Annotated in this window: 30 protein-coding genes; 24 read left to right on the top strand and 6 right to left on the bottom strand. The window is 62.3% G+C overall.

Features of this window, described 5'->3' with window-relative positions; genetic code table 11:
- Positions 1-120: 120 nt before the first annotated feature.
- From nifB to ACNKU3_RS11745, 7 genes are all read left to right on the top strand, one after another.
- Positions 121-1,638 (top strand): nitrogenase cofactor biosynthesis protein NifB, encoded by a 1,518-nt coding sequence (gene nifB, locus ACNKU3_RS11775; protein ID WP_418259666.1) that lies wholly within the window; start codon positions 121-123, stop codon positions 1,636-1,638.
- 113 nt (positions 1,639-1,751) lie between these two features.
- Positions 1,752-2,030: a 4Fe-4S binding protein gene (locus tag ACNKU3_RS11770; RefSeq protein ID WP_418259665.1), complete on the top strand. Its 279-nt coding sequence runs from the start codon at positions 1,752-1,754 to the stop codon at positions 2,028-2,030.
- An 11-nt stretch (positions 2,031-2,041) separates the two neighbouring features.
- Positions 2,042-2,470 (top strand): ArsC/Spx/MgsR family protein, encoded by a 429-nt coding sequence (locus tag ACNKU3_RS11765; protein ID WP_418259664.1) that lies wholly within the window; start codon positions 2,042-2,044, stop codon positions 2,468-2,470.
- A complete protein-coding gene (locus ACNKU3_RS11760; protein WP_418259663.1) occupies positions 2,434-3,075 on the top strand; it encodes a nitrogen fixation protein NifQ in 642 nt (213 codons plus the stop codon). Before ACNKU3_RS11765 ends, ACNKU3_RS11760 begins: the two co-directional genes overlap by 37 nt.
- 30 nt (positions 3,076-3,105) lie before the next feature.
- On the top strand, positions 3,106-3,435 hold the full coding sequence (grxD, locus tag ACNKU3_RS11755; RefSeq protein ID WP_418259662.1) for a Grx4 family monothiol glutaredoxin: 330 nt from the start codon (positions 3,106-3,108) through the stop codon (positions 3,433-3,435).
- Between the two features lie 9 nt (positions 3,436-3,444).
- Positions 3,445-3,714, top strand: a complete 270-nt coding sequence (locus ACNKU3_RS11750; RefSeq protein WP_418259661.1) for a BolA family protein — start codon at positions 3,445-3,447, stop codon at positions 3,712-3,714.
- A gap of 30 nt (positions 3,715-3,744) precedes the next feature.
- Positions 3,745-4,467, top strand: coding sequence for a dinitrogenase iron-molybdenum cofactor biosynthesis protein (locus tag ACNKU3_RS11745; RefSeq protein WP_418259660.1), 723 nt, complete (start codon positions 3,745-3,747; stop codon positions 4,465-4,467).
- Positions 4,468-4,474: 7 nt separating this feature from the next.
- Here ACNKU3_RS11745 and ACNKU3_RS11740 read toward each other — a convergent pair whose 3' ends face one another.
- Both ACNKU3_RS11740 and ACNKU3_RS11735 read right to left on the bottom strand, forming a co-directional pair.
- Positions 4,475-5,437: a 2Fe-2S iron-sulfur cluster-binding protein gene (locus ACNKU3_RS11740; protein WP_418259659.1), complete on the bottom strand. Its 963-nt coding sequence runs from the start codon at positions 5,435-5,437 to the stop codon at positions 4,475-4,477.
- A gap of 111 nt (positions 5,438-5,548) precedes the next feature.
- A complete protein-coding gene (locus ACNKU3_RS11735) occupies positions 5,549-5,953 on the bottom strand; it encodes a DUF2750 domain-containing protein (RefSeq protein WP_418259658.1) in 405 nt (134 codons plus the stop codon).
- A gap of 536 nt (positions 5,954-6,489) precedes the next feature.
- Between ACNKU3_RS11735 and ACNKU3_RS11730 the strand changes: the two genes are divergently transcribed.
- Genes ACNKU3_RS11730 through ACNKU3_RS11695 form a run of 8 tightly spaced genes read left to right on the top strand, consistent with a single transcriptional unit; the run spans position 6,490 to position 10,861 of the window.
- Positions 6,490-7,047: a hypothetical protein gene (locus tag ACNKU3_RS11730; protein ID WP_418259657.1), complete on the top strand. Its 558-nt coding sequence runs from the start codon at positions 6,490-6,492 to the stop codon at positions 7,045-7,047.
- Between the two features lie 40 nt (positions 7,048-7,087).
- Positions 7,088-7,345 carry a nitrogen fixation protein NifZ gene (locus ACNKU3_RS11725; RefSeq protein ID WP_418259656.1) on the top strand — a complete coding sequence of 86 codons (258 nt, stop codon included), beginning with the start codon at positions 7,088-7,090 and terminating at the stop codon, positions 7,343-7,345.
- The gene (locus tag ACNKU3_RS11720; protein ID WP_418259655.1) at positions 7,342-9,015 is read left to right on the top strand and encodes a nitroreductase family protein; all 1,674 of its coding nucleotides are present in this window, start codon (positions 7,342-7,344) and stop codon (positions 9,013-9,015) included. Before ACNKU3_RS11725 ends, ACNKU3_RS11720 begins: the two co-directional genes overlap by 4 nt.
- Positions 9,012-9,374 carry a hypothetical protein gene (locus ACNKU3_RS11715; protein WP_418259654.1) on the top strand — a complete coding sequence of 121 codons (363 nt, stop codon included), beginning with the start codon at positions 9,012-9,014 and terminating at the stop codon, positions 9,372-9,374. The genes ACNKU3_RS11720 and ACNKU3_RS11715 overlap by 4 nt, the downstream gene beginning before the upstream one ends.
- The gene (locus ACNKU3_RS11710) at positions 9,367-9,861 is read left to right on the top strand and encodes a hypothetical protein (protein WP_418259653.1); all 495 of its coding nucleotides are present in this window, start codon (positions 9,367-9,369) and stop codon (positions 9,859-9,861) included. The genes ACNKU3_RS11715 and ACNKU3_RS11710 overlap by 8 nt, the downstream gene beginning before the upstream one ends.
- A gap of 33 nt (positions 9,862-9,894) precedes the next feature.
- Positions 9,895-10,206, top strand: a complete 312-nt coding sequence (locus tag ACNKU3_RS11705) for a rhodanese-like domain-containing protein (protein WP_418259652.1) — start codon at positions 9,895-9,897, stop codon at positions 10,204-10,206.
- A 15-nt stretch (positions 10,207-10,221) separates the two neighbouring features.
- On the top strand, positions 10,222-10,593 hold the full coding sequence (locus tag ACNKU3_RS11700; protein ID WP_418259651.1) for a hypothetical protein: 372 nt from the start codon (positions 10,222-10,224) through the stop codon (positions 10,591-10,593).
- Positions 10,580-10,861: a hypothetical protein gene (locus ACNKU3_RS11695; RefSeq protein ID WP_418259650.1), complete on the top strand. Its 282-nt coding sequence runs from the start codon at positions 10,580-10,582 to the stop codon at positions 10,859-10,861. Before ACNKU3_RS11700 ends, ACNKU3_RS11695 begins: the two co-directional genes overlap by 14 nt.
- Positions 10,862-11,074: 213 nt before the next feature.
- On the opposite strand, the gene ACNKU3_RS11690 is transcribed toward ACNKU3_RS11695, so the two are convergent.
- Positions 11,075-11,920, bottom strand: coding sequence for an SIR2 family protein (locus ACNKU3_RS11690; RefSeq protein WP_418259649.1), 846 nt, complete (start codon positions 11,918-11,920; stop codon positions 11,075-11,077).
- A gap of 487 nt (positions 11,921-12,407) precedes the next feature.
- On the opposite strand from ACNKU3_RS11690, the gene nifH reads away from it, so the two are divergent.
- The 7 genes from nifH (at position 12,408) to ACNKU3_RS11655 (ending at position 18,610) form a co-directional block, all read left to right on the top strand.
- Positions 12,408-13,292, top strand: a complete 885-nt coding sequence (nifH, locus tag ACNKU3_RS11685) for a nitrogenase iron protein (protein ID WP_418259648.1) — start codon at positions 12,408-12,410, stop codon at positions 13,290-13,292.
- Positions 13,293-13,408: 116 nt separating this feature from the next.
- Positions 13,409-14,896 carry a nitrogenase molybdenum-iron protein alpha chain gene (nifD, locus tag ACNKU3_RS11680; RefSeq protein ID WP_418259647.1) on the top strand — a complete coding sequence of 496 codons (1,488 nt, stop codon included), beginning with the start codon at positions 13,409-13,411 and terminating at the stop codon, positions 14,894-14,896.
- A gap of 97 nt (positions 14,897-14,993) precedes the next feature.
- Entirely contained in the window at positions 14,994-16,574 is a 1,581-nt protein-coding gene (gene nifK / locus ACNKU3_RS11675; protein WP_418259646.1) for a nitrogenase molybdenum-iron protein subunit beta, read from the top strand.
- Positions 16,575-16,646: 72 nt separating this feature from the next.
- Positions 16,647-16,868 carry a putative nitrogen fixation protein NifT gene (gene nifT / locus ACNKU3_RS11670; RefSeq protein WP_418259645.1) on the top strand — a complete coding sequence of 74 codons (222 nt, stop codon included), beginning with the start codon at positions 16,647-16,649 and terminating at the stop codon, positions 16,866-16,868.
- 1 nt (position 16,869) lies between these two features.
- Complete coding sequence (locus ACNKU3_RS11665) at positions 16,870-17,571, top strand: dinitrogenase iron-molybdenum cofactor N-terminal domain-containing protein (protein ID WP_418259644.1); 702 nt, start codon at positions 16,870-16,872, stop codon at positions 17,569-17,571.
- Positions 17,572-17,573: 2 nt separating this feature from the next.
- A complete protein-coding gene (locus ACNKU3_RS11660) occupies positions 17,574-17,840 on the top strand; it encodes a hypothetical protein (RefSeq protein ID WP_418259643.1) in 267 nt (88 codons plus the stop codon).
- Positions 17,840-18,610 (top strand): 4Fe4S-binding leucine-rich repeat protein, encoded by a 771-nt coding sequence (locus tag ACNKU3_RS11655; RefSeq protein ID WP_418259642.1) that lies wholly within the window; start codon positions 17,840-17,842, stop codon positions 18,608-18,610. The genes ACNKU3_RS11660 and ACNKU3_RS11655 overlap by 1 nt, the downstream gene beginning before the upstream one ends.
- A 19-nt stretch (positions 18,611-18,629) precedes the next feature.
- Here ACNKU3_RS11655 and ACNKU3_RS11650 read toward each other — a convergent pair whose 3' ends face one another.
- Positions 18,630-19,070, bottom strand: coding sequence for an ankyrin repeat domain-containing protein (locus tag ACNKU3_RS11650; protein WP_418259641.1), 441 nt, complete (start codon positions 19,068-19,070; stop codon positions 18,630-18,632).
- Between the two features lie 285 nt (positions 19,071-19,355).
- Between ACNKU3_RS11650 and ACNKU3_RS11645 the strand changes: the two genes are divergently transcribed.
- Entirely contained in the window at positions 19,356-19,550 is a 195-nt protein-coding gene (locus ACNKU3_RS11645) for a hypothetical protein (protein WP_418259640.1), read from the top strand.
- A gap of 1 nt (position 19,551) precedes the next feature.
- On the opposite strand, the gene ACNKU3_RS11640 is transcribed toward ACNKU3_RS11645, so the two are convergent.
- A complete protein-coding gene (locus ACNKU3_RS11640; protein ID WP_418259639.1) occupies positions 19,552-20,004 on the bottom strand; it encodes a bacteriohemerythrin in 453 nt (150 codons plus the stop codon).
- A gap of 42 nt (positions 20,005-20,046) precedes the next feature.
- Positions 20,047-20,241 (bottom strand): (2Fe-2S)-binding protein, encoded by a 195-nt coding sequence (locus tag ACNKU3_RS11635; protein WP_418259638.1) that lies wholly within the window; start codon positions 20,239-20,241, stop codon positions 20,047-20,049.
- 335 nt (positions 20,242-20,576) lie between these two features.
- Here ACNKU3_RS11635 and ACNKU3_RS11630 point away from each other — a divergent pair, with 335 nt between their 5' ends.
- A complete protein-coding gene (locus tag ACNKU3_RS11630) occupies positions 20,577-21,131 on the top strand; it encodes a leucine-rich repeat domain-containing protein (protein ID WP_418259637.1) in 555 nt (184 codons plus the stop codon).
- Positions 21,132-21,289 lie beyond the last annotated feature (158 nt).

Here is a 21,289-nt window from a genome sequence, read left to right as displayed (position 1 = left end):
ATGCATTAAAAATCGGCACAGGCATTGCAACTGTACCCGGTAAATGCCCCGTCCCGGTCCAGCGAGCGAGACGGAGCGCGTCGCCAGACCAGCGTACCCAGTCGAACAGGAGTACTAGCAATGGAGTTATCAGTAATCGGTCAAGAAGGTGAGGCGGCTGCCGGCGGCGGCTGTTCCTCCGGGTCCTGTGGCAGCACCGACGACCAGATGTCGTTCCTGCCGGATGCCATCCGGGAGAAGGTCGAGAACCACCCCTGCTATTCGGAGGAGGCGCACCACTATTTCGCGCGCATGCACGTGGCGGTGGCGCCGGCCTGTAACATCCAGTGCCATTACTGTAACCGCAAGTACGACTGTTCCAACGAATCGCGCCCGGGCGTGGTTTCCGAGCTGCTCACTCCCGAGCAGGCGATCAAGAAAACCAAGGCGGTCGCCGCCACCATCCCGCAGATGACCGTGCTCGGCATCGCCGGCCCCGGCGACCCGCTGGCCAACCCGGAGCGTACCTTCGAGACCTTCCGCGGCCTTTCCGAAGAGGCGCCCGACATCAAGTTGTGTGTTTCCACCAACGGCCTTGCGCTGCCGGAGTCGGTGGACGAACTGGCCAAGCACAACATCGACCACGTCACCATCACCATCAACTGTGTCGACCCGAAAATCGGCGCGCAGATCTATCCATGGATCTACTGGAACAACCGCCGCATCCGCGGCGAAAAGGGCGCCGCGATCCTTATCGAGCAGCAGCAGAAAGGGCTGGAAATGCTGGTCGAGCGCGGCATCCTGGTGAAGGTCAACTCGGTGATGATTCCCGGGGTCAACGACGAGCACCTCAAGGAAGTGAGCCGCATCGTCAAGAGCAAGGGCGCCTTCCTGCACAACGTCATGCCGCTGATTGCCGAGGAGGAGCACGGCACCTTCTACGGCGTCATGGGCCAGCGCGGTCCGGACCCGGAAGAACTGCAGGACCTGCAGGACGACTGTGCCGGCGACATGAACATGATGCGCCACTGCCGCCAGTGCCGGGCCGATGCGGTGGGCCTGCTGGGCGAGGATCGCGGCGAGGAATTCACCCTCGACAAGATCGACGCCATGGAAGTGGACTACGAATCGGCGATGAAAACCCGCGCCGTGGTGCACGCCGGCATCATGGAGGAACTCCACGAGAAGCAGGAGAAGAAAGCGCGCCTGGCCGCGGCCACGGTGCCGTCGGCAGCCCAGTCGCAGATGGCCGATACCCGCCCGGTGCTGATGGCGGTGGCCACCAGCGGCGGCGGCCTGATCAACCAGCACTTCGGCCACGCGACCGAGTTCCTGGTCTACGAGGCCGCGCCCACCGGAGTGCGTTTCATCGGTCACCGCAAGGTGGACCAGTACTGCATCGGCAATGACACCTGCGGCGAGAAGGAATCCGCGCTCTCCGGCAGTATCCGTTCATTGCACGGCTGCGAGGCTGTGCTCTGCTCGAAGATCGGCTACGAACCCTGGGGCCAGCTCGAGGAGGCCGGCATCGTCCCCAACGGCGAACACGCCATGGAGCCCATCGAAGAGGCGGTCATGGCGGTCTACCAGGAAATGGCCGCAAACGGAGCGCTGGACAAGGCGTCTCCCGCTGCAAAGGCGCAACAGGCATCCGCGTAAGTGGACTCTCTTGCGGGCGGCAGTTCCACGCGCCGCCCGCTTTTTTCCACACCACCTGCGCAACAACCAGAACAACCCGGCCTGCCGGCCGGCACCGGGTAGAGGAGGAAAGCATGGCACTGTCGATCGTCGATTCCTGTGTTAATTGCTGGGCCTGCTACGACGTCTGTCCCAGCGACGCGATTTACCAGGGTTCCCCGCACTTCGAGATCAACGCGAAAAAATGCACTGAATGCGAGGGCGATTACGCCCATCCCCAGTGCGCGACGATCTGCCCCATCGAGGAGGCGATCCTCGATGCGGCGGGTGTACCGATGAACCCGCCCGGTTCCCTGACCGGAATTCCGCCGGAGCTGATGGCCGAGGCGATGGCCGAGTACCGGGCGCGCTAGGCGGCGTTGCCATGACAGTACTGACGTTCTACGGCAAACCCGCCTGCCAGACCAACCGCAGGCAGAAAGCGCTGCTGCGGAAGGCGGGCATCGCGCTCGAGGAAGTGGACCTGTTGGCCCACCCCTGGCGGGAAGATGAACTGGCGGATTTTTTCCGCGGTACGGCGGTCCGCGAATGGTTCAACCCCTCCGCGCCGCTGTTGAAAAGCGGTGAAGTGGATACGGAGTCGCTGTCCGCGGCCCAGGCACTGCGCTTGCTGGCCGCAGACCCGGTGCTGATCCGCCGTCCCTTGCTGGAATACAGGGGCGTCCGCATGGCCGGTTTCGACATGACCCGGGTACAGCAACTGCTCGGGGTGTCGCTGGTAAGCGCCTCCGACGCCGCCTCCGGGAGTGTCGACCAGTGTTCGCGCCCACAGGCCAGCGAGGGCTGCCGGTGAGCGAGGCCCTGCAGGCAAAACCATTGCCGGTGGGCTGCGAACAGACCGCCAGCAGCGCCTGCCACAGCCACTTTCTCGGCAGGTTGCTGGCCGGCCAGCGCGCGGGGCGGGGGGCGCTGCCCTTTTTCCTCGGGCTGCAACCCCTGGCGCTGATGTGGCTGGCGCAGCGTTACCAGCCTGGAGGGTTTTGCGCCACTGCCGTTGCCGGCGCTGCCCACGACCTGGAATCGCCAGCCTGGCAGCGCGGCGACCTGCGCCAGGAACTGCTGGAGTTGCGCCGCGACGAGTGGCAGGACGTGCGCGGACTGCTGCTGGCCCATCGCGCCGGGGTACACCCGCTGGAGCACGCCATGGCGGATATGGTCGCCGCGGGCTGCCTCGGGGGCGACCACCTGTGGCGCGACCTCGGCCTCGAGTCCCGGGCCGAACTCAGTGAATTGATGGCGCTGTTTTTTCCCCAACTGGCGGCGAAGAACAGCGGCGACATGAAGTGGAAAAAGTTCTTCTACAAGCAGCTTTGCGAACAGGAGGGCGGCTACGTCTGCCGCGCGCCAACCTGTGAGCAATGCGCCGCCTACGCCGACTGTTTCGGCGAAGAAACCTGACATTACCCACTGATCGAGGAGTAAAGCGCCATGAGTACAACGGCAATCGAAGACATCATTCGCCGCCAGATCGCGGAAAACCCGGTTCTGATCTACATGAAAGGTTCACCCGACGCGCCCGAGTGCGGCTTTTCCGCCAAGGCGGTCGCCGCGCTGAAAGCCACCGGCGTCGATCTTGCTTTCGTCAATGTGTTGCAGGCGCCGTCGATTCGCGAGCGCTTGCCCGGCGTGTCCGGCTGGCCGACTTTCCCCCAGTTGTTCGTCAAGGGGGAACTGGTTGGCGGCAGTGACATCATTACGGAAATGGCCGCCAGCGGGGAATTGCAACTCCTGCTGGAGCAGGCCGAAGTCGCGGCCTGAGGAGCAAGCATGGACAGTAGCGAAGTGCTGCGCCGGATTCGCGAGGCGGTCCCCGCGGCCGCCGATATCCAGGTGGAGGGCGCCGACTGCGATTTCACCGCGCTGGTCCTCAGCGAGGACTTTGCCGGCGTCAGCCAGGTGAAGCGCCAGCAGCAGGTGCTCGTATCGTTCGCGGACGTGCTGGGAAGCGGCGAACTGCATGCGCTGTCGGTAAAGGCTTATACACCGGCTGAATGGCAGGCGAAACAGGCGCAATCGCTGACCCAGCTTTCACTGTGATCCCGGCGTCGCGCCGGCGAGGAGTCAAACATGGTAGACGTCAGTAACCTGAGTCGTGAAGCGGCACTGCGCATTGCGCTGGCGGCACGGGCCCTGCCGGAGATCGGGGTGGGTACACTCCTCGATATCCTGCACCGGCGCATCCAGGGTGAGTTGAGCGAGGAATCCCTGCAAACCATCACTGTCACCGACCTCAAGACGGGATTCGCCAGTGTCGACGGAGAGGAAGACGGCGAGGACATCGGCATCGGCCTGCCGGCGCTCAAGGAGGCGGTGCGCATCCTGTGGGGAGAGAGTGATGCCGAAGACCTGCCGGAGCCGCAACGGGACGCTCCCCCGCTGCCGGGCTCGATCCGGGTGGCGATTTCCTCCAACAGCGCCGAGGCGCTGAACGGGCACTTCGGCTCCTGCCTGCGCTACCTCATCTACGATGTGAGCACTGCGGAATCTCGCCTGGTCGATGTGCGCTCGGCGCTGGAAGCGGATTTCTCCGATGACCGCAACGCCTTTCGCGCCAACCTGATCAGGGATTGCCAGGTACTCTATGTGGTATCGGTGGGCGGCCCTGCCGCGGCCAAGGTGATTCGCGCCGGTGTCTACCCGATCAAGAAAATCGACGGCGGCGAGGCCGCGGACATCCTGGCGGAGTTGCAGCGGGTGATGGCGGGCAGTCCGCCGCCCTGGCTGGCCAAGATTCTCGGGGTCGACGCGGAGGCGCGGGTCCGCTTTACCCGCAGTGCAGAAACTGCCTGAACCAGCGCTATTTGCCGTTTTCGAAGGGTTCGAAACTGTCGAAGAAAATATCGCTGTAGTGGGCGCCCTGCATGAAACACTGCTCGCGCAAGCGCGCCACCATCCCGGGCGGCCCGCAGAGGTAGATCAGCGACCCGCGCAAGCGCGGATGCCGCTGCTCCAGTAGTTCCTCGAGTTCCGCAGTGACCACGTCGCCGTGCTGCTGCGGGTTGCGTCGTACCACCGGTACCACGCTCAGCCCCGGATGAGTTCCCGCCAGCCTGCGCAGCTGCCCCTGCAGGTAGAGCGTATCCGGTTCTCCTGCGCAGGCGTACAGGGTGATCGTGCCGTGATGGCCGTCCGCCAGCGCCTGCCGCAACACTCCGTAAACCGGTGCCAGGCCGGTGCCCGAGCCGACCAGTACCAGCGGCTGGCCCGGCATGGTCGGACTGTAGTGGCAGTCGCCCTGGGGCAGGCCGATTTCACATTCGTCACCGGGTACCAGCTCATTTTCTATCCAGCCACTGACCAGCCCGTTGCGACGGCGCAGATGCAGTTCGATATAGCCGTCCTCGGGCAGGCTGGCGATGGAGTAGATACGGCCCGAGGCCCCGTTGCGCCACAGGGTCAGGTATTGCCCCGCGCGCCAGTCGATCGGCGCCTGCAGGCGTATGCGCATGACCCGCTCGTTGAGAACGGTCTTCTCCAGCAGGGTTGCCCGGCGGCGCTGGCGGTCGTCGAGCAGTTCCACCTCGATATCGGTGTCGGGCTGGTACTGGCAGGCGAGAAAATAGTTGAGCCTGCGCTGGCGCAGGTTGAGGCCGAGCTGGGCAAGGGGCTTGGTTTCACCGGACTTCAGGTGCACGACGCAGCTCTGGCAGTGGCCGCTACGGCAACTGTTGGGGATTTGAATGCCCGCGCGTTCGAGGCTGTCCAGTACGCTGCCGCCGCCGGTTTCAATGCAGCGGTCGGCGCAGGTGATAGTTGGCATATCACGCTCGCTGTGCAGGGTACGGTATACGGGCTGGACGCGTTCCGGAGGGCAACCGGAACCTCTACAGACTACTGTGCAGCGGTTTGGCTGTAAAGCCCCGAATGGGGGTCAACTGTCCAGGGTGTATTCGCCCGCGTTCATCATACCGGTGAATATGTCGTGCAACCGTTGGGGTGACACCAGGCAACCGCGGCGGCCCGGATCGCTCATGACTTCCAGCAGGGTATCCTCGTCGATAAGGGCGCCCAGCGTCTGGTAGACAAAGTCCTCCAGCGATTCGGCACTGGGCGCACAACCAGACCAGCCACTGGCGGCAGCCTCGGCGAACTGGCGATAGGGCCACAGGGGCATGACCCACTGCTCATCGCGTTGCTGCATCACCCATTCGCAGCCATCGTCGAGGCCCCAGACCTCCTCGGTTTCGAACACCCGGGTGAGAAAGTATTCAAGCAGTTGGGGCTCGCTCATCACCGCCAGCGCGGCGGTCTCTTCTGCGTAGGGGCTGTAGCGCACGGTGGATCCTCATCATTGGCGCAGCGGGCAGGCCAGCGCCGGGAAAACGCCCGGGTGACGGTGGGGCGGGGCGGCCGTGCAGCGCGGCTGCGCGCAGTGGCGCCCGAACCCTTTATCCCTGTTTATCTCCGTTTATGCGTATTGCAAAATTTGCTCCAGGCGGCCGGTGAATTCACACCCGTTTGAGAGCCCGTCCCGACGGGCTGCCAGAGCACCTCGCCGGGCGCGCCAGGACTGGGCTGGCGCCGTTCGGAGCCGAATCGACACGCCCTTTGGCGCGTTTCCTACAGCTCGTATTGCGTCCCGTGCGCGGACCGATTGTCGGGTTTGTTGCAATCCAGCGTCGCTCAAAGCCTGTCGCATCTGCGACAAAACGCCACCGCAGCCGCCTGGTCACTTGATGTAAACGGCTGATAAGCCACGGTAATTTGCAAAGCGGGAATTAGGCACGGAGATTGCCATTCACAGTAGTGGAAGCGTAGCCGCGCGTCCGTCATTCGCGCGCCGGCAGAACCCGTGCACTGAGGAGGCCACCCGTGATTCTGGACCAGTACAAGTCAGACAACCTGCTTTTCAACAGCAACTTTTACGACCCGACAAGCCAGCCCGGCCTGAGCAGTTACCGCGGTGACCTTGTCGTCATCGACGGCGGCCTCGACGACAAGGGCCACCCCAATCCGCCGGAGGAAGTCCTGCGCGGCGCCGTGATTCTGGCCGGCGAGAAAGTCGAGATGCTGATCGGTAGTCTCGATCGCATCGACCAGATGAGCGATCTTTTTGGACGTTTTGGCAAGGATATTGCCCCCGGGGCGCCGCTCATGCTGTTTGTGGTCAATGCGAGTGAGCGCGCCCGCTTTGACTTCGAAGGCAGCACTGTAGCCATCATCCCGCTGGTCCAGGGGGTGTGCTGGAACGAGGCCATCGACGAGCTGGCGCTGGAAAAAAGTGATTTCAAGGGCCAGGCACCCGCGGACAAGGTCTACACGCTGTACCAGGAGATGAAATCCTACAGCGCGAAGGGCGCGGTGAAGAGCCTCGACGAATTGCTGGCCGCCACGACCAACGAAGTGCGTGAAGCCTGGGGCGCCGTCTAGGCGCACCAGCGGATTAAGGGCAGGGAAAGGGAGAAAGGTCATGCAACACGCGAACCTGCAAAAAGGCGACGCCGTATTCGCCACCACCACCATCGTCAACGACGGCTCCGTGCCCGGCTGTGAGACAGGCGAGGTGTTCGCCACGCCCGGCACCATGGGTATGCTGCTGAACACCGGCTACGTCGAACTGGAGCCGGATACCGAGTTGTTCCTGGTGAGTTTCCGTACCGAGGCCGGCGAGCCCGGGCCGCCGGTCGCCTGCCTGGCCGATGAGATCAGCGCCCAGCCCCTGGCATGAGCGTCACCGACGCGCCGCGAGTTGCGGCGGAAGATCTCGCGTCGATCGATATCCCCGCTTACCATCGGCGCAGCAAGCACCGGCTGGACGGCTATGCGCAGGGACCCGAGACGCTCGACTGGGATCAGCAGCCGAGTCCCTTTCGGCGATTTGAGGGGGCCGGGCAGATCCAGTTGCCACTATCCCCCCCTGCAGATACCGCACATTCCTTCGCGCAGCTGCAGGATTACAGCCTTGCTGAACTCTGGCAGGGCTGTTGGCCGGAACCGCTAAGCCCGGGACTAGCGTCCCTGGCAGTCTGGCTGCGCCACGCCCTCGCGCTGTCCGCCTGGAAGGTCTACGGTGGCGCGCGCTGGTCCCTGCGCTGCAATCCTTCCAGCGGTAACCTGCATCCCACCGAGGCCTATGTGGTCGTCGCCGGATTTGAGGACTGCGCGAACGGGGTGTACCACTACCGAGCGGACTGTCACGGACTGGAGTTGAGGTGTGCGTTCCCCGCCGAAGCCAGCTTGCAGCCCGGCCTCTATCTCGGCCTGTCGAGTATCCACTGGCGCGAGGCATGGAAGTACGGCGAGCGGGCCTATCGCTACAGCCAGCTGGATATCGGCCACGCGCTGGCTGCACTGGCCTGCGCCGCCGCACCGCTGGGCTGGAAGCTGGAATACCTGCCGCTGGCCGACAGCGCGCTGGAAAGCCTGCTCGGCCTGGACCGCCCGCGGGATTTTTTTCCCGGTGAGGAAGAGTGGGGCGAGTGCCTGTTGCGGGTGGCTACCGGTGCGCCGGCAAGCGATGCCGGGCAGGCGCTGGACTCCCTGCTAGCGGCTGCCGCCGCGGGACAATGGCAGGGCTGCGCCGAAGTCCTGGACCGCAAGCATTTCTATCACTGGCCGCTGGTCGATCGGGTGGCGGAACAGGTTCGCCGCCCGGCCAGCGCGGAATATGCCAACTCCGCAGGCGATGAGCACCTGCCCCCCGCGCTGGCAGTCGATTACCGCGAAAAGCTCTACCGGCTGGTTCTCGAGCGCCGTTCCGCGCAGGGCTATGACGGCGTCACCGGTATCGGGCAGGCGCAGTTTTTCAGCTTGCTGGATCACCTTTTGCCGCGCGCGTCAGTGGCGCCGTGGATGCCACTTCCCGGGCCTGCCTCGCTGCACTGTGTGTTTTTCGTGCACCGGGTGGAAGGCCTGGAACCGGGCCTCTATACGCTGCCGCGCAGCGAGGCGGGGGAGGTCCTGTTGCGCCGCGAATTGCGAGCAACGTTCGACTGGGAGCGGGTGGCGTCGGCGCCGGCGCATCTGCCTTTCTACCGGCTGGTGAGTGCACGGGCGGAGCGTACCGCCGCAAAGCTCTGTTGCCAGCAGCAGATAGCCGGTGCCAGCGCGTTCAGCCTGGGCATGCTGGCGGAGTTTTCCAGCCAGCTGGAGGGCGCGCCCTGGCGTTACCGGGAATTGTTCTGGGAGGCGGGCGCGATCGGCCAGGCCCTGTACCTGGAAGCAGAGGGCATCGGCCTGCAGGGTACCGGTATAGGCTGCTTCTTCGACGATGCCGTGCACGACCTGCTGGGTATCGGCAATGACAGCCTGCAGAGCCTGTATCACTTCACGGTGGGCGGTGCACTGCGCGATCCGCGGATTGCAACCCTGCCCGCTTACGGGAAGCGGCGCCAGTGAACGCGGTGCAACAGTGGCTACAGCAACACCCCCTGGCGCCGGTGCACGTGGATTGCGCGACAGCTGTGATGCTCAAGATCCTCGATGGCAAGTGCAAGATGGGCGGGGAGGAAAAACGGGTCATGGCGCAGCTCTATCACGCGGTGTCGGGTTCACCCGGGGAAAAACTCGGTGCCGATATCCGTGAACTGATCGCGCGCGCGGGAACGCGAGCGGACCCGGAGATGCGCGAAGTGATCTATGAGCGGCGGGTGCTGGCGGAGACGGTAATTTCCCGGCCGGTGATGAAGGCATTCAAGAGGATGATCCGCGAACAGGGCCTGTTCGCGTTACTGGAGGCGGAAAGTGCTATTGCGTGACTTGCTCAACGAAGCGCCACGCGAGCAGCGTGGTGCGGTGGTTCCCCTCGCTCTGCAACAGCTTCTGCGGGCAGACCTCGATGTCAGCCAGGACTGGGAAACCGCGGAACAAATCCTGTTACAGGCCCGCGAAGCGCTGCCGGAGTGCCTGGAAATCCAGGTGGCGTTGTACAAGTTGTACGCTTACAGCAACCGCTTCGAGGAATCGCTGGCACTCATTACGACGGTGCAGGCCAGTGCGGCGTGCCGCGAGGGCTTCGACGCTGACTGGCGAATGCTGCAACCGGAAAGTGCCGCCTGGTACCCGGCGGAGGGTGCGGTACGCCATTACCTGTATGCCCTCAAGGCGATGGGCTTTGTTTCCCTGCGCCGGGGGGACCTGGCGACCGCGAATGCAGTGCTGGCCAAGCTGGCCAGTCTCGATCCCCGGGACCAGGTAGGCGGCAGTGTCGTGCTGGAGATGGCCGAGCGATTGAACGATGAATGAAACCGCCGCGTGGCGCGAAGGAGGTAACCACTGATGAAAAAATTTCAGACTGTCAGCGTGGGCGATATGCCGGGCCTGTTGTCCGCGGAAAATTCGCTGCTATTGGATTGTCGCCAGTTGCGCGATTATCGCGAGGGCCATATCGAGAACGCGATGCACGCCCACGATGATCTTGTCGAATCACTAATCAGGAAAGCGGACAAAGGCACACCACTGGTGATCTACTGTTACCACGGTCACAGCAGCGAACACCTGGCGGAACTGTTCGGCAATTTCGGCTTCCAGAATGTGTTCAGTGTGCAGGGCGGCTACGCGAGCTGGCTGGAGAGCCAGGGCAGGGCGTGAAGGAGACTGGCAGTGATGTGGTTAGAGAGTTTCTTCAGCAACCCGCGGGGCGAGTACCAGCCAGTAAATCCCTGGTCGCTGCGCAAGAGCGCCCGGATCAAGAGTTTGCTGATTCGCATCTACAGCGACATCGAGGGAATCCAGTGGCAGGTAGACTCCAGCCTGCGCAGCCATCCGGACGGTATCTACCTGACACATCCGCGGGAGGCCGGCCTGCGGGCTTATTTGCATGTTCACGGCCAGTCCCCGGGGCGTGCCGGGCTGCACCTGGAATTCCCGGCACTGGATGGACGAAGCCCAACCTACGAAACCTACGAAGATCTCAACGCTGCGCGGCTCTCCGACATTCTCGCGGCACACTTTGGCATGGGCTATGACATCAGTTGAAGATGTGGCGGATGCCGCCGCCGGTAGCATGGACCTGATTGTTCCACTGGAGGGCGAACTCATGGCCGCAGTGAACCTTGTACCGCAGGGCGAGCGCGCCTGGCTGTTGTCGCTGCGCCTGGTGTACGACGGCTTTCCCGCGGGGATTCTGCGTTTTGATCTCAACGGCTACGACGCCGACGAGGCGCGGTCGATTGCCGCCAGTATCCGCGATAACCCTTTCCTGATGCGGGAAATCGACGAGTATCTCTGGGGGGAGAGCGACTAATAGACCGATGTAGCGGGCAATCTCGTTGCTGTGCCCATCAGCTGGCCCTGTTTAACACGCTGCACTTGAGTTCAAACGATACCAGTCCTGCCGTTCTACGGTCTGCTTCTCTCCGTGCCCGGCCTGGGTGTAAGCCGCGCGCTGCGACTGCGCAAAGAGGCCCCTCGCTGAAATTCCCGGGGCCCGCTCCTGCGGGCCTTCTCCGGTCTTCGCTCAGGCAGCCTGCTGCAGGTTGAGCAGGCTCTCCCAGTCCGCCTCGACGATTTCCAGCCCCTTCTTCTCGCAGAAGCGCTTTTCCTTGTCATTGGGGTTCGCAATCAATGCCCAGCCAGCGTGTTGCGGAGCGCCGTAGATGATGTCGGACAGCACCATACGTTCGGTATCGCGTTGCATGCGCATGCCGAGGAAAACGTATTGTTTGCCCAGCCGGTATTCCTTCAGGAAGGAGGGGATGGCGAAGCCGCCCATCAGTTCGGTGATGTAGTCCACGTAATCCGCGTCCGAGGCGATGTAGTTGGGTTCCGGCAGCGGCGTCCCCATCGGCTTGAACAGTACGGGCAGGGATTTGTTGACCTCGCCCGGTTGCACTTCCCGATAGTTGCCTTCGGTACATTCGTAGAGCTTGAAGCGGTAGTCCGTGCCGGCGATGCGCGCCAGGCCGACCACAAGGGTGTGCGGGCGCCCGGCGTAGAAGCCCTGCAACTGGGTGTCGCGGTTGATGTCGATGATGTAGGGCAGGTCGAGTTGCGAGAGCCAGCGATGGAATGGCGATTCACTGTACTGGGTTTCACCATAGGTCGTATTAAGGAAGCGTTCGATGAACTTGCGGCCCTTTTTCTGCTCCAGGTTCATCGCCGCACGGGGAAATTCATACATCAGCTTGGGTGCCATCGGCGTGCCGTTGTTCATCGCGAGGATCAGGCTTTCGCTGTCCGCCGGTATCGGGTTCCCGCTGGCCCGGTCGGTCACACCCTGCAGCACGCCGGCGCCCAGGTAGGGAACCACCGCGCCACTGGCCATGCCGTCGATGATCTGGTTCAGGGTTGGTGTATTGCTCATGACGTCATCTCCACGCTAGTCGTTGGGTCGCGGCCCCGGTGCCCGCCGGGTCGGGCCGCATTCGCTGGTACATCTATATCCCGGGGTCTTCCGCAATTTTCACGCCACGTGTAAGCGATTGATTTTTCGACATTAAGACTTGGAGCAAATGCGACACAGGCAATGGGCCGCGGGTTTTTCTCCGTGTTTTGCAGTGTTTGCGACAAAAGCGGGGAGTCACCGCCGCCGTGTTGGCCGGTCGAACAAAACCTCACAAAAGCTGTTGTCATTGCGACATTCACCACCGGATTGTCGCAATGGACACTTGGCCCCAGCACCAGGAAACGTAGAAAAAATTCCCTTAAAACAACAGCTTGTTAGAAATATACGGCGCTGGCACAAAGCCTGCACCGGTACCGGTGTAGGGGCAGTATGCGCGCTATTGGCCGTTGGCTGTCACTCGAAGCAATCATGGCGATTATCGCCTGATGAAACGGAGGGAATACAAATGGCAATGCGTCAATGTGCAATTTACGGCAAGGGTGGTATCGGTAAATCCACCACCACCCAGAACCTGGTGGCCGCCCTGGCTGAAGCCGGCAAGAAAGTCATGATCGTGGGCTGCGACCCGAAGGCAGACTCCACCCGTCTGATCCTTCACTCCAAGGCCCAGAACACCATCATGGAAATGGCCGCTGAAGCCGGCACCGTGGAAGACCTGGAACTGGAAGATGTACTCAAGTCCGGTTACGGCGACGTCCGCTGTGTTGAATCCGGTGGTCCGGAGCCCGGCGTGGGCTGTGCAGGCCGCGGTGTAATCACCGCCATCAACTTCCTCGAAGAGGAAGGCGCCTACGAGGACGACCTCGACTTCGTGTTCTACGACGTACTCGGCGACGTGGTATGTGGCGGTTTCGCCATGCCGATCCGTGAGAACAAGGCCCAGGAGATCTACATCGTGGTATCCGGCGAGATGATGGCCATGTATGCGGCCAACAACATCTCCAAGGGAATCGTGAAGTACGCCAACTCTGGCGGTGTGCGCCTGGCCGGCCTGATCTGCAACTCGCGCAACACTGACCGCGAAGACGAACTCATCATCGCCCTGGCCGAAAAACTCGGCACCCAGATGATCCACTTCGTCCCCCGCGACAACGTGGTTCAGCGCGCTGAAATCCGTCGCATGACCTGTATCGAATACGATCCCGCCGCCGCACAGTCCGATGAGTACCGTGCCCTGGCGAACAAGATCATCGAGAACAAGAAGCTGGTCATCCCCACTCCGATCACCATGGACGAGTTGGAAGACCTGCTGATGGAGTTCGGCATCATGGACGAGGAAGACCTGAGCATCGTCGGCAAGACAGCCGCTGACGAGGCCGCCACCGCCTGATATGCGGAGGTGTGTTCGGGGCAGGGCGGATTAGCCCTGCCGGAGCGGGGGCTTTCGCAGTGTTGTACTGAAGGCCCCTCCCGTTACCCGCAACCAAATTTATGAGGAGGCTTACCATGGCCGTTATGTCACGAGATGAAGTTGAATCCTTGATTCAGGAAGTGCTCGAGGTCTACCCGGAGAAAGCCAAGGCGAACCGTGCCAAGCACCTGTCGCCCAACGATCCGGAGCTCGAGCAATCGAAAAAATGCATCACCTCCAACAAGAAGTCCCTGCCGGGTGTGATGACTATTCGCGGCTGCGCCTACGCCGGTTCCAAGGGCGTGGTGTGGGGTCCGGTCAAGGACATGATCCACATTTCCCACGGTCCCGTCGGTTGCGGCCAGTACAGCCGCGCCGGACGTCGCAACTACTACATCGGCACCACCGGTGTGAACGCGTTCGTCACCATGAACTTCACGTCCGACTTCCAGGAGAAGGACATCGTCTTCGGCGGCGACAAGAAACTCGCCAAGCTGATCGACGAAATTGAAACCCTGTTCCCGCTGAACAAGGGCATCACCATCCAGTCCGAATGCCCGATCGGCCTGATCGGCGACGACATCGAGGCGGTGTCCAAGGCCAAGACCAAGGAACACGGCAAAACTGTCGTACCGGTGCGCTGTGAAGGCTTCCGTGGTGTCTCCCAGTCTCTCGGTCACCACATCGCCAACGACGCGGTGCGCGACTGGGTGCTCTCCGCACGCGACGACGATGACAGCTTCCCGACCACGCCATACGACGTGGCCATCATCGGCGACTACAACATCGGCGGCGACGCCTGGTCTTCCCGCATCCTGCTGGAGGAAATGGGCCTGCGCGTGGTGGCCCAGTGGTCCGGCGACGGCACCATCTCCGAGATGGAGCTGACCCCGAAAGTGAAACTGAACCTGGTTCATTGCTACCGCTCGATGAACTACATCTCGCGCCACATGGAAGAGAAGTACCAGATCCCCTGGGTCGAGTACAACTTCTTCGGCCCGACCAAAACTGTCGAGTCCCTGCGCAAGATTGCGTCCTACTTTGACGAGACCATCCAGGCCAAGTGCGAGGAAGTGATCGACAAGTACCGCGGCGAGTGGGAAGAAGTCATCGAGAAGTTCCGTCCGCGCCTCGAAGGCAAGCGCGTCATGCTGTATGTCGGCGGCCTGCGGCCCCGTCACGTGATCGGCGCCTACGAAGACCTCGGTATGGAAGTTGTCGGCACCGGCTACGAGTTTGGCCACAACGACGACTACGACCGCACCCTGAAGGAAATGGGCGACGCTACGCTGCTGTATGACGACGTAACCGGTTACGAGTTCGAGGAATTCGTGAAGCGGGTCAAGCCGGACCTGATCGGTTCGGGCATCAAGGAGAAATACATCTTCCAGAAAATGGGTATCCCCTTCCGGCAGATGCACTCCTGGGACTACTCCGGTCCGTACCACGGCTTTGACGGCTTTGCCATCTTCGCCCGGGACATGGACATGACCCTGAACAACCCGTGCTGGCACAAGCTGCAGGCGCCCTGGAAAAAACAGGACGAAGCAGCCGGTGAAGAGGCGGTAGCCGCAAGCGCGTAACGCTAGATGTAACGGCTCTGTCTCCTGGCCGAGCGGAGCCGATTCCTTAACCATTACCCGCCGGACCACAGATTAGTGGCGCGGGAGGAGGAAAACCATGAGCCAGTCAGTAGAGAACATCAAGCCCAGCTATCCGCTGTTCCGCGACCAGGACTACAAGGATATGCTGACCAACAAGAAGGACAACTTCGAAGAGAAGCATCCGCAGGAGTTGATCGACGAAACCTTCATGTGGACCACCACCGTGGAGTACCAGGAGCTGAACTTCCAGCGCGAGGCACTCACCGTCAACCCGGCGAAAGCCTGTCAGCCCCTCGGCGCGGTACTGTGCTCCCTGGGCTTCGAGAACACCATGCCCTACGTGCACGGTTCCCAGGGTTGCGTGGCCTATTTCCGCACCTACTTCAACCGTCACTTCAAGGAGCCGATCTCCTGCGTGTCGGACTCCATGACCGAGGACGCCGCGGTATTCGGCGGCCAGAAGAACATGTTCGACGGTCTGGAAAACTGCAAGGCCACCTACAAGCCGGACATGATCGCGGTTTCCACCACCTGCATGGCGGAAGTCATCGGTGACGACCTCAATGCCTTCATCGGCAACTCGCGCAAGGAAGGGCACATCCCCGATGATTACCCGGTACCTTTCGCCCACACCCCGAGTTTTGTCGGCAGTCATACCACCGGCTGGGACAACATGTTCGAAGGCATCGCCCGCTACTTCACCCTGAATTACATGGAAGACAAGGAAGTGGGCAGCAACGGCAAGATCAACATCGTGCCGGGCTTCGAGACCTACCTCGGCAACTTCCGCGTCATCAAGCGCATGCTCAACGAAATGGATGTGGGTTTCACCATGCTCTCCGACCCGGAGGAAGTGCTGGATACCCCCGCCGATGGCAAGTTCCGCATGTATGCCGGCGGCACTACCATGGACGAGATGAAGGATGCGCCCAACGCACACGACACCCTGTTCCTGCAGCCCTGGCAGTCCACCAAGAGCCTGAAGTTCGCCAAGAACACCTGGCAGCACAGTGCTCCCGGCGAAAAGGATTTCAAAATCCCCATGGGCCTCGACTGGACCGATGCCTTCCTGATGAAAGTCAGCGAGATCTCCGGCCAGGAGATCCCCGAGTCGCTGGCCAAGGAACGCGGTCGCCTGGTAGACATGATGACCGATTCCCACGCCTGGCTGCACGGCAAGCGCTATGCACTGTGGGGTGACCCGGACTTTGTCATGGGCATGACCAAGTTCCTGCTGGAACTGGGCTGCGAGCCGATCCACATCCTGGCCAACAACGCCAACAAGCGCTGGAAAAAGGCCATGGAAGAAATCCTCGCCGAGAACCCCTACGGCGCCAACAGCGAGGTACACATCGGCAAGGACCTGTGGCACATGCGTTCCCTGGTGTTCACCAACAAGCCGGATTACATGATCGGCAACTCCTACGGCAAGTTCATCCAGCGCGATACGCTGTACAAGGGTGAGGAGTTCGAGGTACCGCTGATCCGCATCGGCTTCCCGATCTTCGACCGGCACCACCTGCACCGTGCCACTACCCTGGGTTACGAGGGCGCCATGCAGATCCTCACCACCCTGGTGAACACGGAGCTGGAGCACCTGGACAACAAGACCCGGGGCATGCAGACCACCGACTACAACTACGACCTGGTCCGCTGACCAGTCCTGTAGTCGACACGCCGCGGCGGGCGCTACCCGCCGCGGTTTTCCCACGCAGAGCCGGAGGCTACCATGCCCAGCGTAATGATTCGTCGCAACGAGAGCGGCCAGATGACACTCTACGTTGCCAAGAAAGACCTCGAGGAGACAGTTGTCGCCATCGAGCACGAACAAGCGGACAAGTGGGGCGGGGAGTTCACCCTGGCCGACGGTTCCGCCTACTACATCGAGCCGCTTTCCGCGGCGCCCAACCTGCCGATTACCTTGCGCGCGAGGCGCGCCGGGGGCGAGTGACATGAGCGGCGCCCCTCTCACCGAGCAGGTCGCATTACGGGTGGGATTGGCCGCCCGCGAATTGCCGGATGTCGACGCCAGCCTGCTGCTCAAAATCCTGCTGCAGGCGGTCGGCGCGCCGCTGACCGCTACCAAGCTGGCGAAACTGCGCAAGGCGCGGCTGCGCGCGGCCGCCAACGGATTGCTCGACCAGGCCAGTGAGCAGCAACTTTCCCAGGCGGTAAACTGCCTGAAGGGGCGCGGCTTCGAACTCGAAGCCGAACCGCTGCCGGAGATCACCCCCTACGCCGACGGCGATATGCCCGGCTCTATCCGTATCGCCTGTACCTCCAACAGCGGAGAGCGTATCGACGGCCACTTCGGTTCCTGCGCGCATTTCCTGGTGTACCAGGTGTCCGCCAGCGACCTTCGCCTGATCGACATACGCGGTGTGCCCGAGGTGGATCCCGAGGAAGACAAAAACCGCTTGCGCGCCGAGCTGATCGCCGATTGCCACGTGTTGTGCACGACATCCATCGGTGGGCCTGCCACGGCCAAGGTCGTGCGCGCCGGGCTGCACCCGATGAAACTGAACGAACCGCGCCCGGCACCGGAACTGATGGTGGAACTGCAGGCCGTGTTGTCCGGCTCGCCCCCGCCCTGGTTGGCAAAAATCATGGGTGAAACCCCGCGCGAGCGGGTGCGCTACGCAGTGGAGGCCTGACCATGTTGAACACATCAGACATAGACCGCGTCATCGGTATTGTCGGCGAACAGGGGCTCAGTGAGGCCACCCTGGCCCACCTGCGCAAGGATTTCGAAGGCGCCCATTTCACCTATTGCATGGACGACGATATCGGTGACGCCCGTCCCTACCGCGAGTGTGCCGGTTTCAATATCTACCTGGTCAACTCCCAGGACCATTGCTCGGTACTGACCCGGGAAATAGACGGTGCGTCCGGTATGGTTCTCGCCGAGGTATTCGAGGGCTGATGGAAAACAAGGACGAATCCGCTGCAGACTTGACCCCGAGGGCGGACTGCCTCACCTGCCGCTACCGCGAGAGCCTGCTACACCAGGGTCGCTGCCAGCCCGGTGATGCCTGCGTCGCCGTCGACAGCGGACGCCAGATCGACCGCTTCCTGCGCGCCAATCCGGAACTGGCGCCGCGCTACATCCGCGATGAATTCTGGGAGCGTCGCGCTATCGCCGCGCGCTACCTGCCGCCGGAACTGCTCGACGAATTGATGGGTGACGAGGACGAAGCGGTGCGCCGCGCCGTCGCCTACCGCCTGCCGCGCGAGCGCCTTGTTGAAATGCTCGACGACGAGGACCGCGAAGTGCGCATCACTGTCGCCGACCGCCTGCCCCTGGACCAACTGGAACGTATGGCGGAGGACCCGGACTACCTGGTGCGCGCCTACGTGGTACAGCGGGTGCCGCTGGGCCGGCTGTTTCGCTTCATGCGCGACGACGACCGCCAGGTGCGCAAACTGGTGGCCCAGCGCCTGCCGGTGGAAACCCTGGACATGATGAGCGGCGACCCCGAGCCCGAGGTGCGGCGCATCGTCGCCAGCCGCATGTGGGGAGACAGCGTGATTCCCATGCTCGACGACGAGGACTGGACCGTGCGCCTCGCCGCGGTGGAAAACGCACCGCTTTCCCGCCTGCGCGGACTGGTCAACGACAGTGACCCGGAAGTGCGCGAGGCTGTGCAGGCGCGCGTCAGCGCAGCGGAAGATCCCCTTAGCCGCAGGCCTTGAGTCGGCCGCAGACTCTTGCCTAGCCGCAGGCCCTGAGCAGGCGCAGGCAGTCCCGGTTGCTGGCCAGTTCGAGGGCGCTGAAATCGTCCAGTGAACGCTTTGACGTGTCCGCCCCATGGGCGAGGAAAAATTCCACCCAGGCGGTCTTGCCTGACGAAGAGGCGTACATCAGTGCCGTGGCGCCATTGTCGTTCTGGTTGTCGATGTCCGCTCCGTTCCTCAGCAAGGCATCGGCCAGCGTGAAACTGTCGGAGACCACGCAGGCCCAGAGGGCATCGGTGCCGTCCATGTTGCGCAGGTGAATATCGACTCCCGCATCAAGCAGGTCACCGGCGATGGCGATCTCACCCTGGCGGCAGGCGAGGATGAGTGGGCTGTCCTGGTATTTGCCAGTCTGGTTCGGCGCCTGCGGGTCGAAGCCGTTGTCCTGCATCCATTGGCATGTCGTTACGCTCAGCATTGTCCTGTTCCTTTTGCGGTTACTGGTGGCCCTGGCCCTGGTTCGACGCAGGCGCGGCGGGCGTCATGATTGCGACAGTGTGTCGCGTTTTCCTGTTACAAAAACCACCCTGTAGCCGGCAGCAGCCGCGCCGGCTGTTTCGGGCAACTCCAAGGTATTGTTTTTACCGCGCTTTATTGCGCGATCCGTCCTGGGGCGGCGCTGGTACGATTCTCGCAACTGCCAACCTGCAAGCCCGTGGTCGTGTCGCGGGCCATCAACACAGGACAATCAAGGAGCGCACAAATGGCTGAATACATTCTCGAAACTGTCAGCGTGGAACCGGCCCAGTACAAGGTCCATAACCTGAATTGCGGCGCGCTGCCGGCTACCGAAGGCACCCGTTATCTCGGGTCCTACGGCAACCAGAAGGCGGCGATCGACAAGGCCGTCAACCTGCTCAACGGTGTGGAACCCTGTCCGGACTGCCTTTCCAGCTGATTCAGTTTTCCGCATTGTCTTTCGCGCCCCGCTGCATATCCGCGGCGAGGGCGCTGTCCATGGTCCGGGCGTGGGCGGCAAACCATTCCATCAGGTTGTCGCTGACCCAGGCGCGCGCCATTTGACCGCGACCGGCCTCGGCGCGCTGGCACAAGCGCTCCATGTCTCCGAGAATCCGCTGGTGGTCTGCGCGGTGTTCACCGAGCAGCGGGTGGCCGAGCTGCTGCATGCGCGATTCTTCCGAGGAAAAATGTTCCCGGGTATGCTCGAACAGTTCCTGCATGGCCGGGGCGAGCGCAGTGGCAGGCGAATGCGCGACCAGTTGTGCCAGGGCGAGGAACTCGCGATGGGTGTCGTCCATCTGCGGTTCACCGAGCACCAGGTCTGGCGCCAGTAGCGAAGTTCCGGCCGCCGCTGCGGTCCTGGGGGATTCCGGTGTCTTGTCGCTTGCCATGCCAGTCTCTCCGGCCAGGTAGATTGGGGATTCCCCGAAAAATTATTTCGCGCCGCCTTCGGCGCTGTTGCGACTGGCGAGCGTCTGCTTCAGGCAGTCGCTGGCACAGCTCGCGCAGCGTCCGCACTCGGTGGCGATGCCGAGATCGCGCCGCAACTGCTTCATGCAGTCAACGCCGCTGTCGATCGCGGCAACGATCTGCCGCTCGGTAACGCCGTGACACAAACATACATACATCGCCCTGCCTCCCCTGCTCCGTAGTCGCTTCCAATCAGGAAGGATTCGCATTTGCGAGTCCTGTTGCAAACTCCGGGCCGATGCCCCCGCTAGCGGCAATTTCCCTTTAATTCAGGGTCTTAGGATGCTTTTGGCCGGCCGGTGTGGGGGCAATTGTTACAACCGCGACATTCGACGAGCCAGGTACCGTGCCAGCAGTGTCGTGATTGCGACAGAAATACTGCGAAAAGCCGCTTAACCCTGCGTCTGGTGATTGGCGCGGATTTTGCCAATGACTCTTGTGAGCAGCTAAAGGCCGACAGGCCGAATCAATGTGATTGCTGGAGCGTACAGCCATGAAACTGGAAGACATCGAGTTTGAAGATCCGGCCTTTGCCGCAGCCGTTCTCGCCAGCGGTGAAACCGAGGCGGAGGCGGTGACCGTCATCAAGGCCCGCAAGCAGAAGATCAGCAGCACGCGGGGAATCGAGCACCTGCCCAACCTCAAGGTGCTGGACCTGACTCGCAACCGGTTGGCGAGCATCGACCTCAGCGGCAACCCGAAATTGCAGCAGCTGTTTCTCGGCAACAACCAACTGGAGGAACTGGATCTCGGTGCCCAGGCCGAGCTCGAGGGCCTGGAAATCTTCATGAACGATATCGCGGGCCTGGACCTGAGCGCCAACCCGCGACTCGAGATTCTCTACGCCAACGCCAACGAACTCGAGGAACTGGACCTTTCGGCCAACGCCGCGCTGTGCGAGGTGCAGGTAGACGATAACGGCCTGCAACGGATTACCCTGCCAGCCGGCGTCGCGCTGGACTACCTGTGGGCGCGCAACAACCGCTTGCCGGAGGTGGACAAGGCGAGCCTGCAGGACAAGCTGGTGGGCTGCGCACTCAAATTCTGAGGAGCCAGGAGCCAGGAGCCAGGAGCCAGGAGCCAGGAGGCCAGGCTGGTTCGTTCGCAGGAAGCGGTGGCTGAGGCCCAAAAGTGCTTTTCAGCTCCCCCGATCGCCACGGCCCGTTGGTAAGCTGGTCGCGGGTGCTATATTGCTTGGGATGTGCA

This window comes from Haliea sp. E17 (assembly GCF_048323675.1).
Taxonomy (GTDB): domain Bacteria; phylum Pseudomonadota; class Gammaproteobacteria; order Pseudomonadales; family Halieaceae; genus Mangrovimicrobium.
This window is presented reverse-complemented; position numbering and strand designations above follow the sequence as displayed.

What these genes read in the sequence shown, in the direction of transcription:
- ACNKU3_RS11635 (WP_418259638.1), bottom strand. Translation starts at nt 20,241, where the DNA reads ATGTATGTATGTTTGTGTCACGGCGTTACCGAGCGGCAGATCGTTGCC.
- ACNKU3_RS11665 (WP_418259644.1), top strand. Translation starts at nt 16,870, where the DNA reads ATGAGCGGCGCCCCTCTCACCGAGCAGGTCGCATTACGGGTGGGATTG.
- ACNKU3_RS11740 (WP_418259659.1), bottom strand. Translation starts at nt 5,437, where the DNA reads ATGCCAACTATCACCTGCGCCGACCGCTGCATTGAAACCGGCGGCGGC.
- ACNKU3_RS11750 (WP_418259661.1), top strand. Translation starts at nt 3,445, where the DNA reads ATGGACAGTAGCGAAGTGCTGCGCCGGATTCGCGAGGCGGTCCCCGCG.
- nifH (WP_418259648.1), top strand. Translation starts at nt 12,408, where the DNA reads ATGGCAATGCGTCAATGTGCAATTTACGGCAAGGGTGGTATCGGTAAA.
- ACNKU3_RS11695 (WP_418259650.1), top strand. Translation starts at nt 10,580, where the DNA reads ATGACATCAGTTGAAGATGTGGCGGATGCCGCCGCCGGTAGCATGGAC.
- nifK (WP_418259646.1), top strand. Translation starts at nt 14,994, where the DNA reads ATGAGCCAGTCAGTAGAGAACATCAAGCCCAGCTATCCGCTGTTCCGC.
- ACNKU3_RS11690 (WP_418259649.1), bottom strand. Translation starts at nt 11,920, where the DNA reads ATGAGCAATACACCAACCCTGAACCAGATCATCGACGGCATGGCCAGT.
- grxD (WP_418259662.1), top strand. Translation starts at nt 3,106, where the DNA reads ATGAGTACAACGGCAATCGAAGACATCATTCGCCGCCAGATCGCGGAA.
- ACNKU3_RS11645 (WP_418259640.1), top strand. Translation starts at nt 19,356, where the DNA reads ATGGCTGAATACATTCTCGAAACTGTCAGCGTGGAACCGGCCCAGTAC.
- ACNKU3_RS11640 (WP_418259639.1), bottom strand. Translation starts at nt 20,004, where the DNA reads ATGGCAAGCGACAAGACACCGGAATCCCCCAGGACCGCAGCGGCGGCC.
- ACNKU3_RS11765 (WP_418259664.1), top strand. Translation starts at nt 2,042, where the DNA reads ATGACAGTACTGACGTTCTACGGCAAACCCGCCTGCCAGACCAACCGC.
- ACNKU3_RS11720 (WP_418259655.1), top strand. Translation starts at nt 7,342, where the DNA reads ATGAGCGTCACCGACGCGCCGCGAGTTGCGGCGGAAGATCTCGCGTCG.
- ACNKU3_RS11630 (WP_418259637.1), top strand. Translation starts at nt 20,577, where the DNA reads ATGAAACTGGAAGACATCGAGTTTGAAGATCCGGCCTTTGCCGCAGCC.
- ACNKU3_RS11700 (WP_418259651.1), top strand. Translation starts at nt 10,222, where the DNA reads ATGTGGTTAGAGAGTTTCTTCAGCAACCCGCGGGGCGAGTACCAGCCA.
- ACNKU3_RS11705 (WP_418259652.1), top strand. Translation starts at nt 9,895, where the DNA reads ATGAAAAAATTTCAGACTGTCAGCGTGGGCGATATGCCGGGCCTGTTG.
- ACNKU3_RS11745 (WP_418259660.1), top strand. Translation starts at nt 3,745, where the DNA reads ATGGTAGACGTCAGTAACCTGAGTCGTGAAGCGGCACTGCGCATTGCG.
- ACNKU3_RS11655 (WP_418259642.1), top strand. Translation starts at nt 17,840, where the DNA reads ATGGAAAACAAGGACGAATCCGCTGCAGACTTGACCCCGAGGGCGGAC.
- nifD (WP_418259647.1), top strand. Translation starts at nt 13,409, where the DNA reads ATGGCCGTTATGTCACGAGATGAAGTTGAATCCTTGATTCAGGAAGTG.
- ACNKU3_RS11770 (WP_418259665.1), top strand. Translation starts at nt 1,752, where the DNA reads ATGGCACTGTCGATCGTCGATTCCTGTGTTAATTGCTGGGCCTGCTAC.
- ACNKU3_RS11660 (WP_418259643.1), top strand. Translation starts at nt 17,574, where the DNA reads ATGTTGAACACATCAGACATAGACCGCGTCATCGGTATTGTCGGCGAA.
- nifT (WP_418259645.1), top strand. Translation starts at nt 16,647, where the DNA reads ATGCCCAGCGTAATGATTCGTCGCAACGAGAGCGGCCAGATGACACTC.
- ACNKU3_RS11725 (WP_418259656.1), top strand. Translation starts at nt 7,088, where the DNA reads ATGCAACACGCGAACCTGCAAAAAGGCGACGCCGTATTCGCCACCACC.
- ACNKU3_RS11650 (WP_418259641.1), bottom strand. Translation starts at nt 19,070, where the DNA reads ATGCTGAGCGTAACGACATGCCAATGGATGCAGGACAACGGCTTCGAC.
- nifB (WP_418259666.1), top strand. Translation starts at nt 121, where the DNA reads ATGGAGTTATCAGTAATCGGTCAAGAAGGTGAGGCGGCTGCCGGCGGC.